Consider the following 17411-nt stretch of genomic DNA (forward strand, 5'->3'; position numbering starts at 1 on the left):
TCCTGCACCTGTAATACGCTCAGGTACAGGACGATAAAATCCAGCAACTTTTATACAGGTTTATTAGGACTTACTTATAATGCTCCAGATTGGTTTCCGGGCCCGTTATGGCAATTTCCTGAGCTTTGCCGAAACTTTCAATCAGGCACTTATATTCCGGACAGACATGCTCTGCCAGGATCTCAGCAAAGCGAGAACCTTCCTCGCGGTTCCAGGTTCTCATTAATTCAGCGACAATGGCAAACGTATCGGTAGGGATCGCCCCCGCCTGAGCCACGCGCGCGATGGTGGTATCGGTCGCGATTTTGGACCAGTTCCCCGAGGCATCCACAACACAGTAAACCTTATACCCCTCCTGGACAGCGCTAACCGCAGGGAACGCCATGCAGACGCTGGTGAGCGTGCCGGCAATAATCAGGGTCTTTCTGCCCGTCTTTTCCACTTCCTTCACAAACGCCGGATTATCCCAGGTATTAATCTGCCCGGTGCGTGGAACATACACGGCATGGGGTGCATATTTGTGAATTTCCGGGATGAGCGGGCCATTGGGACCGTCAGGAACAGAGGCCGTGGTGATCACCGGGATATTTAAAAGCGTGGCAACTTTGGCTATCGCTGTCACATAATTACGAAGGTCTGGTACAGGCACATCACGTACCGTGTTGAATAAGCCACTCTGATGGTCGATGAGTAAAATTACAGCGTCATCAGTATCAATCATACCGTTTGTAGCAGCCATATTTCTTTCCTCATGATTTCTTTTACATTGCCGTCAACTCTCCCGGCTCCGCGATTTTACATGCACATGGTCAGGGTATAATGCATTGATAAATCATAATGAATAGTAGTTCGATCCGGTCTGAATACCGCATCATTTCAGGACAATTTCTGGCACGGTACGCTGAGCCATCGACGCTGACGGAAAGCCCTCGTGAGGAGAAAAGATCTTTACAATGCCGTTATGCGGCCATTCGTATTCGTTCGGCTGAAGGCAAGCGTTACTCACTACTGGGATCGCCCTTATCCTCCCGCATGGATTCGATAAACTCCCGTTGCTCCTCTGTGAGTTCAAGCTCATCCAGCAAGCGATCTAACTCTACTTCAGGTGATTCCTTTTGGTTCTTTCTCTTCCCGGTAGCCATACTCACCCTTGAGTTATTAGGATTAATCTCAGGGTATCCAGGGTACAGGAAATGTGCAACTTAGCGTGTTATGCCATGGGTGATTCCTTGTTTAGCAAAAGAAGGCTTTTTACTACGAAAAGAGAGCTTTGTGCCTGTTGCAATAAAGCGAGGCAAATTGCAGCGTAAGCAAAGCGGTGTGACGCAGTGGCAACACCAGAATATTTCATGCAGATCCAGTGAAATTATTAGGCGGTTAATCGTTCCACTCAGCGGATCTATAATAGAGCCGGGGATATTTTAAGCAGGAGGAAGTAAACTGGGAGGATAAAGAGACGGGACACCCACGGGGGTGGGTTGTGAAAGTATTTCCTATGGTCTTCGACCTTATTGCACCTAAAATGACCAGACACATTTTGGGAAGGAGTCTTTAATGGATATTGCGTTGCTTAACAGGGGCTGGAACAGAACATGGTCAGATACCATGGTGAATCTAGAGGCCCGGAAACTCGTCGAAACAGCAAACCGGCTGTCAGCATTCTATTTGCAAGATGGTCTTACACGTATCAAGTTTGTCGAAGAGATAAAACAGGTTGTAGATAAAGAATTTGAAACAGCACGACGAGCTAAAACCGATGAAGAATGCATTGCATGCATCAAAAATCTGCGTGCTGAAACAGATAATCTACACGAACAAGAACGCCTGTTAAGAACCAGAGCCGCACAGCTTTACGCGAAGGTCGAGTTTGTTAAGGAAAATAATAAAATCGTCGGTTATGTTATATCCGCCGTAAACGTGGCGCTATCAGGCGTGGTTCTCTTTGGTGGCTTTATGATGTTATCCACTATGGGGCCGATTGGTATGCTGGCTGGGGCAGTCCTGATTGCCGATGGAATGAACGGATTAACGAAAGAAGTGCTCAACTTTGATCAGCCAGAAGGACATAAACCCTCGCAAGGTATCATTGCTGACTCCGCGATGCATACGGCCCAGTTCATGGGATTTAATCCTAACACGGGCTTGGCTCTCTATAATGGTGTTACTCTCGGTGCCAGTGTGTACAGCATTGTAGGACTCGCTCGAAAAACTGGAGCCTGGAGATTATTTCGCTGGCTTCCACACGATTACTATCGCAAAGTCAGCACAATGAGCACTCCTAAGCTAACAATGAAGATTGTCGGTTATGGTGTTAAAGCAAAAGTGATTTTCGATCTATTGACAACCGAAAATGGAACCAGTTAATCCTTGATAGTTTTTCGGTAACGCCAGGATTTATAGGAAATTACCGGCGGCTGCGCGAAGGACATAATGGCAACCCCAAAGATCATCGCCAGCCCCCATGCAACTGCTCTATCAGGTGAGCTGAAGACGATAAGTAGCAGTAGGATTAAGGCACACACAGCCACCACTCCCGCCAAGGTAACAAATCGCCTAGCGAGGTCATTTATGGCCTCTCCAAGCGTTCCTCCATATTTTTCAATGTTGCTTTTTATCTTCTGCAATTCGGGCTGCGTAAACCCTGAACGTAACAAAGCCTCATCAGTCACTTTCATATCGTCTCGTCCCTTATCTCCCAGAAGTGTTTTCCCAATCGCTGATTGTGCAAGCAATCATACTGATGAACTTTACAGCAATCCACATGATGTTTGTCCAATGAATCAGATTTCAGACAATAGAAGCCATAAAGCCCCGTTGGTGATACAGCAACAAGTGGAGCCGTTAGGCGACAACATCAGACTGTCAGAGGGATCACACCTTATCAGGATAACCGTGTACCCTTGCGGGAGCGTGGCTGAAACGCTGATAGATCCTACATGTCGTTTGTAGGTACGTTATCACCATAAACCTGTTTTCGGGAGTTATGCCAGATATGCGGCTTTTAGTTCGTTGTTGTGCTGTCGCGGTAAGAAACTGGAACCACCGCCAGCGTGGATGATATGTTTCCTTGTACTACAGACCCTGTCACGCGACGCCAGATACGGGCATAGAACATTGGGTAGTTTTAGTTGTACCTGCTAAAGCGGAGCAAAGTAACTAACTGATAAATTATAACTTGTTAATTTATGAGGAGACTGGAGCGGGCGAAGGGAATCGAACCCTCGTATAGAGCTTGGGAAGCTCTCGTTCTACCATTGAACTACGCCCGCTTTGAGGTGCGTAAGGCATTATAGACCTTACGCCTCTTCATACAAGCCTTTACCCCACTAAGTGGCGATTAAATAATCACTTAGCACTTCGGCTTACTGCCCTGCGCCGGAAGATAACGCTGCGGATCGATGGCTGTGGCCTTATAGCGGATCTGGAAGTGCAGCTTCACCGTATCCGTCCCGGTACTGCCCATGGTCGCAATCTTCTGCCCCGCCTTCACGTTCTGCCCGTTATTGACCAGCATCGTGTCGTTATGCGCATACGCCGTAATGTAGTCCTCACCATGCTTAATCATGATCAGGTTACCGTATCCACGAAGCTGGTTACCGACATAGACCACCTTCCCGGCCCCTGAAGCGTAAACCGGTGTACCGCGTGCGGCAGCGATATCAATACCTTTATTGCCACCTTCCGAGAGCGAGTACGGCGCAACCACTTTTCCGCTTGCAGGCCAGATCCAGCAGCGCTGACCGACCGGCGGCCAGGATGATTTAGGCACCTGATAGGATGGCGTGACTTTGGCTGTTTTACGCGTTGAGGACTTTTTCCCTGAGGAAGAACCGCCGTTAACCTTGAGCTTCTGCCCTACCTCAATAGTATACGGTGGAGAAATATTATTCAGGCGCGCCAGCTCCTTCACGCTGGTTCCCGTGGCGCGTGAGATGCGGTAGAGCGTGTCCCCGCGCTTAACGGTATAGACTGCACCGGAATAACTGCCCATATCCGAAGATTTACTCCCCGAGCATCCTGCTACAAGTAGCGTCAGCGTCAGGCAGAAAACGGCAATGATCGGGTTTCTCGTCAGGCTTCCTGCAAACAAAACAGCTCCTCGGTCAGCGTGAATGGCGCACTATGATAGCAGCCCAAACTGATGCGGGTCATGCCCTTTTCCGCTCTGTGGGCCAAACCGTTCGCATAAGAATGCAGTATAATAATTCCGCTGATGGTGCTGAACCATTAAGCATTTTGGCACTGGAGCATCAATGAGTATTCAAGAACACGTTATTTTGGTAAATGACCAGGGAAAAGTGATTGGCACTCAGGAGAAGTACGCCGCGCACACGTCACACACCCCGCTACACCTGGCCTTCTCTTCATGGCTGTTTAACGCTAACGGAGAATGTCTGATCACCCGTCGCGCCTTAAGTAAAAAAGCCTGGCCCGGCGTATGGACCAACTCCGTTTGCGGTCATCCACAGGCCGACGAAGCGACAGAGCAGGCGATTATCCGCCGCTGCCGCTTTGAAGTCGGCGCCGAAATCACAGACATCACCCCCATTGCCCCGGAGTTCCGCTACCGTGAAGCCGACCCGTCAGGGATCGTTGAAAACGAAATCTGCCCGGTCTATGCCGCCCGCGTAACGAATACCCTCGCAATCAATGACGATGAAGTGATGGAGTATCAGTGGGTGGAGCTGGACGCGCTATTCCGCGCGCTGGACGCCACACCGTGGGCATTTAGCCCGTGGATGGTGCAAGAAGCGAACACTGCGCGTGAAAAACTCAGCGCCTTCGCGGCGCAATAAAAAAGCCCCGGCGATAAACGCACGGGGCTTTTTTTACGTCTTAACGGCTTATTTCACCGGACGCATCGCCGGGAACAGGATCACGTCGCGAATGGTGTGGCTGTTGGTGAACAGCATCACCATACGGTCGATACCAATACCCAGGCCAGCCGTCGGCGGCAGGCCGTGCTCCAGCGCGGTCACGTAGTCTTCGTCGAAGAACATCGCTTCGTCATCGCCTGCCGCTTTCGCGTTAACCTGATCCTGGAAGCGCTGCGCCTGATCTTCTGCATCGTTCAGCTCGCTAAAGCCGTTACCGATTTCGCGGCCCCCGATGAAGAATTCGAAGCGGTCAGTGATTTCCGGGTTCTCGTCATTACGACGCGCCAGCGGAGACACTTCCGCCGGGTATTCGGTGATGAAGGTAGGCTGAATCAGGTGCGCTTCGGCCACTTCTTCGAAGATCTCGGTCACGATACGGCCCAGACCCCAGCTCTTCTCAACCTTAATACCGATGCTTTCAGCGATCGCTTTCGCAGAGTCGAAGTTATCCAGATCCGCCATATTGGTTTCAGGACGGTATTTCTTGATCGCTTCGCGCATGGTCAGTTTTTCGAACGGCTTGCCGAAGTCGAACACCTCTTCACCGTAAGGTACCTGGGTGGTGCCCAGAATGTCCTGCGCCAGGGTGCGGAACAGGGATTCGGTCAGCTCGATCAGATCTTTGTAATCCGCATAGGCCATATAGAGTTCCATCATGGTGAACTCTGGGTTATGACGTACGGAGATACCTTCGTTACGGAAGTTACGGTTGATCTCAAACACGCGGTCAAAACCGCCGACCACCAGACGCTTCAGGTACAGTTCCGGCGCGATACGCAGGTACATGTCCAGGTCCAGGGCGTTGTGATGGGTGATGAACGGACGAGCGGAGGCTCCGCCTGGGATCACCTGCATCATCGGGGTTTCTACTTCCATAAAGTCGCGGTTAACCATGAACTGGCGAATGCCGGCCATGATCTGGGAGCGAATTTTGAAGGTCTTACGGGATTCATCGTTAGAGATGAGATCCAGGTAACGCTGACGATAGCGCGCTTCCTGATCCTGCAAACCGTGGAACTTGTCCGGCAGCGGGCGCAGGGCTTTGGTCAGAAGACGCAGCTCGGTGCAGTGGATAGACAGTTCACCGGTCTTGGTTTTGAACAGTTTACCTTTAGCGCCCAGGATGTCGCCCAGGTCCCACTTCTTGAACTGCTCGTTGTAGATGCCTTCCGGCAGGTCGTCACGAGAGACGTACAGCTGAATGCGGCCGCCAACGTCCTGTAAGGTCACGAAGGACGCTTTACCCATGATACGACGGGTCATCATGCGGCCCGCCACGGACACTTCAACGTTCAGCGCTTCCAGCTCTTCGTTCTCTTTACCGTCGAAGTCTGCGTGCAGTTGGTCTGAGGTGTGGTCACGACGAAAATCGTTCGGGAACGGCACGCCCTGCTCGCGCAGCGCTGCCAGCTTCTCGCGGCGGGTTTTCAGTTCGTTGTTAAGATCGACTACCGCGTCAGCGCCCTGTGCTTGTTGTTCAGACATGTTGGTTCCTCATAACCCTGCTTTCAAACTTGCTTCGATAAATTGGTCCAGGCTGCCGTCCAGCACCGCCTGCGTGTTACGGGTTTCAACCCCGGTGCGCAGGTCTTTGATGCGGGAGTCATCAAGGACGTAAGAACGGATCTGGCTGCCCCAGCCGATATCGGACTTGTTGTCTTCCATCGCCTGCTTCTCAGCATTTTTCTTCTGCATCTCCAGCTCATAAAGCTTCGCTTTCATCTGCTTCATGGCCTGGTCTTTGTTCTTATGCTGGGAACGGTCGTTCTGGCACTGTGTTACCAGCCCGGTTGGAATGTGGGTAATACGCACCGCAGATTCCGTACGGTTAACGTGCTGACCACCCGCGCCGGATGCGCGGTAAACGTCGATACGCAGGTCCGCCGGGTTGATGTCGATATCGATATCTTCATCCACTTCCGGGTAGACAAACGCGGAGCTGAAGGAGGTGTGACGACGGCCGCCGGAATCGAACGGGCTCTTACGCACCAGGCGGTGAACGCCGGTTTCAGTACGTAGCCAGCCGTAGGCGTAATCGCCAATAATCTTGATAGTGACGGATTTGATACCCGCCACTTCACCTTCGGATTCTTCGATAATCTCGGTTTTGAAACCGCGCGCTTCCGCCCAGCGCAGGTACATGCGCATCAGCATGCTCGCCCAGTCCTGTGCTTCGGTACCGCCAGAACCTGCCTGAATATCGAGATAGCAGTCAGCGCTATCGTATTCGCCGGAGAACATGCGACGGAATTCCAGCTGCGCCAGCTTCTCTTCCAGCACGTCGAGCTCTGCCACGGCTTCGTTAAAGGTTTCTTCGTCGTCGGCTTCGACAGCCAGCTCCAGCAGCCCAGAAACATCTTCCAGACCCTGCGCCATTTGATCCAGCGTATCTACGATGGCTTCGAGGGAAGAACGCTCTTTACCCAGCGCCTGCGCGCGTTCAGGTTCGTTCCAGACGTCCGGCTGTTCCAGCTCGGCGTTTACTTCTTCGAGACGCTCTTTCTTGGCATCGTAGTCAAAGATACCCCCTAAGAACGTCAGAGCGCTCCGTGAGGTCCTGAATGCGGTTTTTTACCGGATTAATTTCAAACATGGTCTGTTTTCTTTTATGAGCTTGTCAAAATGCGGTGATAAGAGCGGGATTGTACCGAATCCACGCCCTTTTTTATAGAGATTACTGACGCTAAATTGGCCAGATATTGTCGATGATGATCTGAAGGGAGCGGTTACCGCGGAACTCGTTAATATCCAGCTTATAGGCCAGCTCAACCTCGCGCACGCCGTTGTCCGGCCAGATGGAGGTATCAACGTTAAAGGCGATGCCGTCGAGCAGCGGTCCGCCGCCGACCGGTTCCACCATCACTTTGAGATGGCGTTCGCCCACGATGCGCTGTTGCAGCAAACGAAAACGTCCGTCGAAAAGCGGCTCCGGGAACATCTGCCCCCACGGGCCGGCATCGCGCAGCATCTGCGCCACCTCCATGGTCATTTCAGCCGGTGAAAGCTCACCGTCAGAAACCACTTCACCCTGCAACAGAGCCGGATCGATCCACTCGGTGACCAGTTCGCCAAACAGACGCTGGAACTCGTCGAACTTCGCCTCTTCCAGCGACAGGCCTGCCGCCATCGCGTGACCGCCGAACTTAATCATCAGGTTCGGATGCAGCGTATCCAGACGCTCCAGCGCATCGCGCATATGCAGCCCCTGAATGGAACGACCGGAGCCTTTCAGCGTGCCGTCCCCGGCGGGGGCGAACGCGATCACCGGGCGGTGGAAACGCTCTTTAATACGCGACGCCAGAATGCCCACCACGCCCTGGTGCCATTCGGGGTGATACATCGCCAGCCCGCCCGGCAGGGTGTCACCGCTGCGCTCCAGCTTTTCGCACAGGGTCAGTGCTTCGGCCTGCATCCCCTGCTCAATCTCTTTACGGGTCTGGTTGAGTGCGTCCAGCTCACTGGCCAGCACGCGCGCTTCGCCGATGTTGTCACACAGCAGCAGCGCGACGCCAACCGACATATCGTCCAGCCGCCCCGCCGCGTTCAGGCGCGGGCCGAGGGCAAAGCCTAAATCGCTTGCCGCGAGCTTCAGCGGATCGCGGTTGGCAATTTCCAGCAGCGCCTTAATCCCCGGACGGCATTTACCTGCCCGAATGCGGCTTAAGCCCTGCCAGGTGAGAATACGGTTATTGGTATCGAGCGGCACCACGTCCGCCACGGTTCCCAGCGCCACCAGATCGAGATACTCCGCGAGGTTCGGCACGGCAATCCCGCGCGATTCGAACCAGCCCTTATCACGCAGCAACGTGCGTAACGCCAGCATCAGATAAAACGCCACCCCTACTCCGGCCAGCGATTTCGACGGGAAATCGCAGTCGCGCAGGTTCGGGTTAATGATGGCTTCGGCGGCAGGCAGAGTTTCGCCTGGCAGGTGGTGATCGGTGACCAGTACCGGGATCCCCAGCGCATGGGCATGATCGACCCCCGCATGAGAAGAGATCCCGTTATCCACGGTCATGATCATCTGTGCGCCACGGGCATGGGCCTGATCGACCACTTCCGGGCTGAGGCCGTAGCCGTCTTCAAACCGGTTCGGCACCAGGTAAGCCACGTTATCGCAGCCCAGCGCACGCAGGCTGAGTACGCTCAGCGCGGTACTGGTTGCGCCGTCGGCATCGAAATCGCCCACCACGACAATCCGCGTGCCTTCCCGGAACGCGTTGTAGAGCATTTCAGTCGCTTGTTCGATGCCACTCAGCGCTTGCCAGGGCAGCATGCCTTTGACGCTGCGCTCAAGATCGCTTGCCGTACGCACGCCACGGCTGGCGTACAGCCGCTTTAGCAGCAGCGGAAGCGTGTCTGGTAAATCCGCGGTTTCACCCGCATCGCGGCGGCGCAGTTTTATCGGGGCTTTCACGCGAATTATTTACCACCCATCTGTTTCTGGTGCTCGTCGAGGAACGCTTTCATCTCTTTTGGCCCCTGGTAGCCCGGCACCACATAGCCGTTACTCAGCACAATGGCTGGCGTACCGCTCACGCCAAACTGTACGCCCAGCGCGTAATGGTTAGCGATGTCGATATCGCAGGACGCGGGCTTCACGCCTTTGCCGTTCATCGCGTCATCAAAGGCCTTGTTGCGGTCTTTCGCACACCAGATCGCTTTCATATCCTGCTCAGGCTGGGTCTGCACGCCAGCACGTGGGAAAGCCAGGTAACGCACGGTAATGCCCAGCGCGTTGTAGTCTTTCATCTCTTCATGCAGCTTGTGGCAGTAGCCGCAGGTGATGTCGGTGAAGACGGTAATAACGTGCTTTTCCTGCGCCGCTTTGTAGACAATCATCTCTTTTTCGAGCGCGTTCAGGTTTTTCATCAGCAGCTGGTTGGTGACGTTCACCGGCTGCGCGCCGCTCACGTCGTACATGGGTCCCTGAATGATGTGCTTACCGTCTTCGGTCACGTACAGCACGCCGCTGTTGGTCAGCACCGTTTTCATGCCAGCCACCGGCGCTGGCTGGATCTCGCTGCTGGCGACGCCGAGTTTCGTCAGAGACTGTTTAATGGCGGCATCATCCGCATGGGCAAAACCGGAAACCGAAGCTGCCAGCAGGGTGAACAGCGCTAAAGACTTTTTCATATATGTTCCTGTAACAATTCGTCGGCACTCACGCGCGAGGGTGGTGCTGTTGGTGTAGCTGCCGCAGGCGTTCCGTCGCGACATGGGTGTATATTTGCGTCGTTGAAAGATCGCTGTGTCCAAGCAACATCTGCACCACGCGTAAATCAGCGCCGTGGTTTAACAGATGCGTCGCGAAGGCGTGACGCAAAACGTGCGGCGACAGCTTCTCACTGTCAATACCCGCCAGTGTGGCGTAATGTTTAATGCGATGCCAGAACGTTTGTCGCGTCATCTGCTGCGCGCGCTGGCTCGGGAACAATACATCTATGGAGACGCCGTTCAGCAGCCACGGACGCCCGTGTTCCAGATACGTCTCCAGCCAGTAGACCGCCTCTTCACCCAGCGGCACCAGCCTTTCTTTGTTCCCTTTACCGATAACGCGCACCACGCCCTGACGCAGGCTGATATCGCTCATCGTCAGGCCCACCAGCTCGGAAACGCGCAAGCCCGTGGCATACAATAGTTCAAGCATGGCTTTATCGCGTAACTCCAGCGGAAGGTCAACTGCGGGCGACTGTAATAATCTCTCAACTTGTGCTTCGCTGAGATCTTTTGGCAGCCGCTGAGGCAGTTTAGGCGATGCCAGCAGTGCGCTGGGGTCATCCGCGCGGATCTTCTCGCGGTACAGGTGCTGGAACAGGCGGCGCATGGCGCTCAGCAGACGCGCGGAGCTGGTGGCTTTGTACCCCCCTTCCATCCGCTCAGCCAGCAACCCTTGCAGGTCATCGCTTTGCGCGCTTTCAAGCGTCAGCCCCCGATGCGCCAGCCACTCGACCAGCAGCGTGAGATCCCGACGATAGGCGCTGAGCGTATTTTCAGCGAGGTTTTTCTCCAGCCACAGCGCGTCGAGAAACTGTTCGATGAGTGCGAGATCCTTTTCCACATCAGCCCCTTTGGTTCTGCAATCTGGCCATTATGCCTGATTGCCATCGGTTTCTGGTACACTACGCGCAAAGTCATAGCAAGAATTGAGATAGTTACGCGATGAATATTGGTCTGTTCTATGGTTCCAGCACCTGCTACACCGAAATGGCGGCGGAGAAAATTCGTGACATCATTGGCCCGGAACTGGTGACGTTGCATAACCTGAAAGATGACGCGGTTGCCTTGATGGAGCAGTACGATGTGCTGATTCTGGGTATCCCTACCTGGGACTTTGGTGAGATTCAGGAAGACTGGGAAGCCATCTGGGATCAGCTCGATTCGGTCAATTTTGAAGGCAAAATCATTGCGATGTACGGCATGGGCGACCAGCTGGGCTACGGGGAGTGGTTCCTCGACGCGCTCGGCATGCTGCATGACAAACTGGCGCCAAAGGGCGCGACGTTTATCGGCTACTGGCCTACGGAAGGCTATGAGTTCACCAGCCCAAAACCCGTCATTGCCGACGGCCAGCTGTTTGTCGGGCTCGCGCTGGATGAAACCAACCAGTACGATCTCAGCGACGAGCGCCTCCAGACCTGGTGCGAACAAATTCTGGGTGAGATGGCCGAGCAGTTTAGCTGATTTATTCCTGCGTTGGCTGTTGCACGATTAGCCGGCGCAGATCCCGCCACTCCGCGGGATCCATACTGTCTGCGGCCAGCCACAGGTGCTGGCGACGGTTATCCTCGACCCGACGCAGCCGTAGCATCATCCCGGTGTTGAGCATCCACGGCGTCCCTATCATTTCCCACTCTTTTCCCTGCCAGCGCAGGCGAGAATCCATCAGCAGCTTAATTTCACCCTGACGGGCGTTGATTCGACGCTGGCTGCGCACGCTATCAAACACCACAAACGACAGCAAAAGCAGCCACAGAGGGGTATAGCTTAGCGGCCACGGCACCAATAACACCATTGCCGCGACCAGACCGTGGAGCAGTAAGGACATCCACTGTGAGCGCCACGAGACGCGAAGATCAGATTGCCACAGGACCACGTTCCTGATTCCGTGTTTGAATTAATTGCACCATCCGTTGCAACTCGGTGTCGGCGGGCTTGCCGTGATTCATCAGCCAGTTGAATAAATCCGGATCGTCAGACTCAAGCAGACGGACAAACAGGCGCTTATCGTCATCGCTTAAGCTGTCGTACTCATACTCGAAGAAAGGCATGATGGAGATATCAAGTTCACGCATGCCGCGACGGCACGCCCAGTGAATACGGGCCTTGTTGTTAATATCCATGTTCTGTTTCCTGCATTACGTTTGGCACAGTCGGTATCCCGTTTGGTATTCATTATTGCTCTCCGGGAACACCTGCTAGTGTAACGTGTTTTTGACCGTTTCTTTACTGGAATATTGCGAACCTCGAGCAGGCTTCCTGAATAATCCTTATAAAGACAGCGGATTACACTATTTTGCGTAGCGCCACGCATAACCGCGTAATGGCACGAATGGCCTGCTGAAAGCGCTTGCATTGAATACAGTCTCTTTTACCATTAGGTATTATCAAAGCGTTAAGCAATTCAGGACATCACTATGGCATTTACACCATTTTCTCCTCGCCAGCCCGCCGCCTCTGCGCGTCTGCCGCTGACGCTGATTACTCTTGATGACTGGGCACTGGCGACACTGACCGGTGCGGACAGCGAAAAATACCTGCAAGGCCAGGTCACGGCGGACGTGGCGCAGTTGACTGAGCACCAGCATCTGCTGGCCGCGCATTGCGATCCAAAAGGCAAAATGTGGAGCAACCTGCGTCTGTTCCGCCGTCAGGACGGATTCGCCTTTATTGAGCGCCGCAGCCTGCGTGACGCCCAGCTTAAAGAGCTAAAAAAATACGCGGTCTTTTCTAAAGTCACCATCGCCCCGGACGATGAACACGTTCTGCTGGGGGTCGCGGGTTTCCAGGCGCGTGCAGCGCTGAAAAACCTGTTTGCCGAGCTACCGGATGCTGAAAAACAGCTGGTCAGCGAGGGAGCGACCTCCATTCTGTGGTTCGAACACCCGGCGGAGCGCTTCCTGCTGGTAACCGACGAAGCAACGGCGGAACGCGTCACTGACGCCCTGCGCGGTGAAGCACAGCTCAACAACAGCCAGCAGTGGCTGGCGCTGAACATCGAAGCGGGCCTGCCGGTCATTGACGCGGCAAACAGCGCGCAGTTTATCCCGCAGGCGACAAACATCCAGGCGCTGGGTGGTATCAGCTTTAAGAAGGGCTGCTACACCGGTCAGGAAATGGTGGCGCGTGCGAAATTCCGCGGCGCGAACAAACGCGCCCTGTGGACGCTGGCTGGTCACGCCAGCCGTGTGCCGGAAGCGGGTGAAGATCTTGAGATGAAGATGGGCGAAAACTGGCGCCGTACCGGCACCGTGTTAGCCGCCGTCCAGCTCGATGATGGCCGCCTGCTGGTGCAGGTTGTCATGAATAATGATATGGAGCCCGACAGCGTGTTCCGCGTGCGTGATGATGCAAACACGCTCAGCATTGAGCCGCTGCCGTATTCACTGGAAGATTGATGCTGTATCGCCCGGTGTTGATATTCACCCTCTCCCTGTGGGAGAGGGTCGGGGTGAGGGCATCAGACCGCACCTTACAAAAAAACTACACCTGCCCAACATACAGATAAATTGCCAGGAAGTGGCACACGCTGCCGCCCAGCACAAAGCCGTGCCAGATGGCATGGTTGTACGGAATACGCTTGCAGACGTAGAAAATCACGCCCAGCGAGTAGACCACACCGCCCACCGCCAGAAGCGTCACGCCCCCCACCGCCAGCTTAATGGCTAACTGATACACCACAATCAGCGACAGCCAGCCCATTGTCAGATAGGTAACCAGCGACAACACTTTAAACCGGTGCGCAATGGTCAGCTTAAACAGGATCCCCAGCAGCGCCAGGCTCCAGATCACAATCATCAGGCCACGCGACAGCGGTGAGTTGAGCCCCACCAGCAAAAACGGCGTATAGGTACCCGCAATAAGAAGATAGATAGCGCAGTGGTCAAATTTCTTGAGCCATATCTTCGCCCGTTGATGCGGAATCGCGTGATACAGCGTTGAGGCAAGGAAAAGCAGGATCATACTCCCGCCATACAGGCTGTAGCTGGTAATGGCCATCGCGCTGGCGTTGGTATCCACTGCCTGTACCAGCAATAACACTAAGCCGACAATCCCAAAAACCAGGCCAATGCCATGGCTTATACTGTTGGCTACTTCCTCAGCCAGCGAATATCCCTGTGCGATTAATGGTCTGCTCACCATACTTAACTCCGGGAAAACAAAAGATGATTATTCATCGCCAGTCTATGCTAACTGAGAATGATTCCAGTGAACACCTGTTAGCTAAAATAAATCCATAATCAAGATTTATCCTTATAAATCAGTACAATGCAAAAGCAATCCACCGCACAGGTGTAAATGATTTTATTAACACCTGAGTAATCAAGGAGATAAATCCGTCTCCCGCCCTTCGTCATCATGGTATGCTTCAGGAATAGTGTCCGACAGCGAGTTTAGCCATTGTGAGTATGTTCAGCCATTCCGCCATTGCCAGCCTCAACAATCTGGAAATGATGGTCTACAACTATGTCATTAAGAACCGCGATAAAGTGATGTACATGACCATCCGCGAGCTGGCGGATGCGGTGGGCGTTTCCACTACCACTATCCTGCGCTTCTGCCGCAAGCTCAACTGCGATGGTTACTCGGAATTTCGGGTGCGCTTTAAACTCTATCTGGAGCAGAACGAGCCGCAGCAGGCCAATTTTGGTGCCAGTGAAATTATCAGCTTCTTTAAAAGCGTAAATAACGAAGAGTTTGATGCGCTATTAGATAAAGCCGTCGATATTATTTTATCATCTGAACGAATTATTTTTGTCGGTGCGGGCACCTCCGGATCGCTGGCAAAATATGGCGCACGTTTCTTTTCAAATATCGGCAAATTCAGTAACCATATCGACGATCCTTATTTCCCGGTCACTAACGACATGGCTAAAAATGCGCTGGCCATTGTACTCTCCGTCTCCGGCGAAACCGAGGAGATCCTGCGCTTCGCCAGCCAGTTCAGCCTGCACCACTGCAAGGTGCTCTCCGTCACCAGCCATGAACATTCTCGTCTCGCAAAGCTGGCGGACTTTAACCTCTCCTGGCATGTCCCGCAAACGCGTATTGGCGGCGTTTACGATATCACCACGCAAATTCCCGTCATCTATATTCTGGAATCATTAGGCCGAAAACTGGCGAAGAAATTAACAGAATAAAACATCCTGTTTTTTTGATGTGACAAATTACAATTTCCACAAATTGTTATATCGTGACATTTAATTCCGCTTTGCTAGACTCGAAATCAATAAGTCCTGAATTGAGAATAGCAAAGATGAAAAAACTCACCTTACCGAAAGATTTTTTATGGGGCGGCGCGGTGGCGGCGCACCAGGTTGAAGGCGGCTGGAACAAAGGCGGCAAAGGGCCAAGCATCTGCGACGTGCTCACCGGCGGCGCACACGGCGTTCCGCGTGAAATCACGCAGGAAGTGATTGAAGGCAAATATTACCCGAACCACGAAGCCGTCGACTTCTATGGCCATTACAAAGAAGACATTAAGCTGTTTGCCGAGATGGGCTTCAAATGTTTCCGTACCTCCATCGCCTGGACGCGCATCTTCCCGAAAGGCGACGAAACTCAGCCAAACGAAGAGGGGCTGAAGTTTTACGACGACATGTTCGATGAACTGCTGAAGTACAACATCGAGCCGGTGATCACCCTCTCCCACTTTGAAATGCCGCTGCATCTCGTTCAGGAATATGGCGGATGGACCAACCGTAAAGTGGTCGATTTCTTTGTGCGCTTCTCGGAAGTGGTATTTGAGCGCTACAAAAATAAGGTCAAATACTGGATGACCTTCAACGAAATCAACAACCAGCGCAACTGGCGTGCGCCGCTGTTCGGCTACTGCTGCTCTGGCGTGGTCTATACCGAGCACGACAACCCGGAAGAGACCATGTACCAGGTGCTGCACCACCAGTTCGTGGCCAGCGCGCTGGCGGTGAAAGCCGCACGCCGTATTAACCCGGAGATGAAAGTCGGCTGCATGCTGGCGATGGTGGCGCTCTATCCTTACTCCTGCAAGCCAGAGGACGTCATGTTTGCTCAGGAATCCATGCGCGAGCGCTACGTCTTTACCGACGTGCAGCTGCGCGGCTACTACCCGTCTTACGTACTGAACGAGTGGGAGCGCCGTGGGTTCTCCATCAGGATGGAAGCGGGCGACGAGCAGATCCTGCGTGAGGGCACCTGCGACTACTTAGGTTTCAGCTACTACATGACCAACGCGGTCAAAGCGGAAGGCGGCACCGGTGACGCCATTTCCGGCTTCGAGGGCAGCGTGCCGAACCCGCACGTCAAGGCGTCCGACTGGGGCTGGCAGATTGATCCGGTAGGCCTGCGCTATTCGCTTTGTGAACTGTACGAACGTTATCAGAAGCCGCTGTTTATCGTCGAAAATGGTTTCGGCGCCTACGACAAAGTGGAAGAGGACGGCAGCATCAACGATGACTACCGCATCGACTACCTGCGCGCCCACGTGGAAGAGATGATGAAGGCCGTGACCTGGGACGGCGTGGATCTGATGGGCTATACCCCGTGGGGCTGCATTGACTGCGTCTCCTTCACCACCGGCCAGTACAGCAAGCGCTACGGCTTTATCTACGTCAACAAGCACGACGACGGTACCGGTGACATGTCCCGCTCCCGTAAGAAGAGCTTTGAGTGGTATAAAACCGTCATTGCCAGCAACGGCGAAACGCTGTAATGGCTCGCCCACTCTGCAAGCGGAGAGGGCAAACCGCTTATCTTCCAGACACTTCTTTACAGCTTTTGCGTTGCCAAAATATGTTCGCCCGATAATATAGGCGTCCTGAATATTTGAGGCGAACATGATCAAGCGACAACGCAACGCTATCCTGCTTGTAGCCCTGGCCTGCCTGGTGGTGCTGATATGCACCGCCCAGCGGATGGCCGGGATGCACGCGCTTGTCATGAACGTCACCGCCACGAGCCAGTCTGTCCAGCAGGGGCAGGAGAGTACCGACGCACCGGTAACCCCGTGTGAGCTTAGCGCCAAGTCGCTGATGTCGGTCCCGCCTGTTTTGTTTGAAGGCGCCCTGATTGCCGTCACCCTGCTGCTGGCGTTGCTGGCAGCCAGCCCGCCGCGCCGCGAACGGCAGTGGCCTCCCCGCGTTATCTCCCCGCCCCGGTTAAGGGTGCATCTGCGATTATGCGTCTTCCGTGAATGAGTCTTCGCCTGTTACTTCAGGTTAATTCATCATTTACGGAGATAATTTATGTTTACTGTATTCAGGCGACTGCTGGTCTGCCTGCTTTGGCTATGGCTGCCCCTCAGCCAGGCTGCCGACAGCGGCTGGCTGCGCGCCG

18 protein-coding genes and 1 tRNA gene are annotated in these 17411 nt (G+C 53.8%); 7 read left to right on the forward strand and 12 right to left on the reverse strand.

Annotated features, from left to right (window positions below):
• Positions 1-70: 70 nt before the first annotated feature.
• Positions 71-739 (reverse strand): isochorismatase family protein, encoded by a 669-nt coding sequence (locus tag DD606_RS02080; protein ID WP_129258119.1) that lies wholly within the window; start codon positions 737-739, stop codon positions 71-73.
• An 815-nt stretch (positions 740-1554) separates the two neighbouring features.
• On the opposite strand from DD606_RS02080, the gene DD606_RS02085 reads away from it, so the two are divergent.
• On the forward strand, positions 1555-2364 hold the full coding sequence (locus tag DD606_RS02085) for a DUF4225 domain-containing protein (RefSeq protein WP_129258121.1): 810 nt from the start codon (positions 1555-1557) through the stop codon (positions 2362-2364).
• On the opposite strand, the gene DD606_RS02090 is transcribed toward DD606_RS02085, so the two are convergent.
• The 3 genes from DD606_RS02090 to actS form a co-directional block, all read right to left on the reverse strand.
• Entirely contained in the window at positions 2361-2675 is a 315-nt protein-coding gene (locus DD606_RS02090) for a hypothetical protein (protein WP_003862882.1), read from the reverse strand. The two genes, DD606_RS02085 and DD606_RS02090, sit on opposite strands and share 4 nt — an antisense overlap.
• 520 nt (positions 2676-3195) lie before the next feature.
• Positions 3196-3269, reverse strand: a tRNA-Gly gene (locus tag DD606_RS02095).
• 80 nt (positions 3270-3349) lie between these two features.
• Positions 3350-4090 (reverse strand): amidase activator ActS, encoded by a 741-nt coding sequence (gene actS / locus DD606_RS02100; RefSeq protein ID WP_022651807.1) that lies wholly within the window; start codon positions 4088-4090, stop codon positions 3350-3352.
• Positions 4091-4253: 163 nt separating this feature from the next.
• On the opposite strand from actS, the gene idi reads away from it, so the two are divergent.
• Positions 4254-4796: an isopentenyl-diphosphate Delta-isomerase gene (idi, locus tag DD606_RS02105; RefSeq protein WP_003863454.1), complete on the forward strand. Its 543-nt coding sequence runs from the start codon at positions 4254-4256 to the stop codon at positions 4794-4796.
• Positions 4797-4844: 48 nt separating this feature from the next.
• Here idi and lysS read toward each other — a convergent pair whose 3' ends face one another.
• The 5 genes from lysS to xerD all read right to left on the reverse strand — a co-directional run bounded on the left by lysS (position 4845) and on the right by xerD (position 10938).
• Positions 4845-6362, reverse strand: coding sequence for a lysine--tRNA ligase (lysS, locus tag DD606_RS02110; protein ID WP_003863452.1), 1518 nt, complete (start codon positions 6360-6362; stop codon positions 4845-4847).
• A gap of 9 nt (positions 6363-6371) precedes the next feature.
• A protein-coding gene (gene prfB, locus DD606_RS02115) for a peptide chain release factor 2 (protein WP_096147815.1) occupies positions 6372-7470 on the reverse strand; the annotation gives its coding sequence in 2 pieces (ribosomal slippage) (positions 6372-7394 and positions 7396-7470; 1098 coding nt in all).
• Between the two features lie 90 nt (positions 7471-7560).
• Complete coding sequence (gene recJ / locus DD606_RS02120) at positions 7561-9294, reverse strand: single-stranded-DNA-specific exonuclease RecJ (protein ID WP_059370853.1); 1734 nt, start codon at positions 9292-9294, stop codon at positions 7561-7563.
• 5 nt (positions 9295-9299) lie between these two features.
• A complete protein-coding gene (gene dsbC / locus DD606_RS02125) occupies positions 9300-10013 on the reverse strand; it encodes a bifunctional protein-disulfide isomerase/oxidoreductase DsbC (protein WP_129258123.1) in 714 nt (237 codons plus the stop codon).
• Between the two features lie 28 nt (positions 10014-10041).
• The gene (gene xerD, locus DD606_RS02130) at positions 10042-10938 is read right to left on the reverse strand and encodes a site-specific tyrosine recombinase XerD (protein WP_003863442.1); all 897 of its coding nucleotides are present in this window, start codon (positions 10936-10938) and stop codon (positions 10042-10044) included.
• Positions 10939-11039: 101 nt separating this feature from the next.
• Between xerD and fldB the strand changes: the two genes are divergently transcribed.
• Entirely contained in the window at positions 11040-11561 is a 522-nt protein-coding gene (gene fldB / locus DD606_RS02135; protein WP_003863440.1) for a flavodoxin FldB, read from the forward strand.
• Between the two features lies 1 nt (position 11562).
• Here fldB and DD606_RS02140 read toward each other — a convergent pair whose 3' ends face one another.
• Both DD606_RS02140 and sdhE read right to left on the reverse strand, forming a co-directional pair.
• A complete protein-coding gene (locus DD606_RS02140; protein ID WP_022649305.1) occupies positions 11563-11973 on the reverse strand; it encodes a protein YgfX in 411 nt (136 codons plus the stop codon).
• The gene (sdhE, locus tag DD606_RS02145; protein ID WP_003863437.1) at positions 11954-12220 is read right to left on the reverse strand and encodes an FAD assembly factor SdhE; all 267 of its coding nucleotides are present in this window, start codon (positions 12218-12220) and stop codon (positions 11954-11956) included. The genes DD606_RS02140 and sdhE overlap by 20 nt, the downstream gene beginning before the upstream one ends.
• 294 nt (positions 12221-12514) lie before the next feature.
• Here sdhE and ygfZ point away from each other — a divergent pair, with 294 nt between their 5' ends.
• Entirely contained in the window at positions 12515-13495 is a 981-nt protein-coding gene (gene ygfZ / locus DD606_RS02150) for a tRNA-modifying protein YgfZ (RefSeq protein ID WP_022649306.1), read from the forward strand.
• Between the two features lie 85 nt (positions 13496-13580).
• On the opposite strand, the gene DD606_RS02155 is transcribed toward ygfZ, so the two are convergent.
• A complete protein-coding gene (locus tag DD606_RS02155; RefSeq protein WP_003863433.1) occupies positions 13581-14240 on the reverse strand; it encodes a hemolysin III family protein in 660 nt (219 codons plus the stop codon).
• Between the two features lie 266 nt (positions 14241-14506).
• Here DD606_RS02155 and DD606_RS02160 point away from each other — a divergent pair, with 266 nt between their 5' ends.
• The 3 genes from DD606_RS02160 (at position 14507) to DD606_RS02170 (ending at position 17272) form a co-directional block, all read left to right on the forward strand.
• A complete protein-coding gene (locus DD606_RS02160; protein ID WP_003863431.1) occupies positions 14507-15238 on the forward strand; it encodes a MurR/RpiR family transcriptional regulator in 732 nt (243 codons plus the stop codon).
• A 116-nt stretch (positions 15239-15354) separates the two neighbouring features.
• Complete coding sequence (gene bglA / locus DD606_RS02165; protein WP_003863430.1) at positions 15355-16788, forward strand: 6-phospho-beta-glucosidase BglA; 1434 nt, start codon at positions 15355-15357, stop codon at positions 16786-16788.
• 124 nt (positions 16789-16912) lie between these two features.
• On the forward strand, positions 16913-17272 hold the full coding sequence (locus DD606_RS02170) for a hypothetical protein (RefSeq protein WP_003863427.1): 360 nt from the start codon (positions 16913-16915) through the stop codon (positions 17270-17272).
• Positions 17273-17411 lie beyond the last annotated feature (139 nt).

The sequence above is a fragment of the Enterobacter cloacae complex sp. GF14B genome (genome assembly GCF_004136805.1).
In the GTDB taxonomy this organism is placed as follows: domain Bacteria; phylum Pseudomonadota; class Gammaproteobacteria; order Enterobacterales; family Enterobacteriaceae; genus Enterobacter; species Enterobacter hormaechei_C.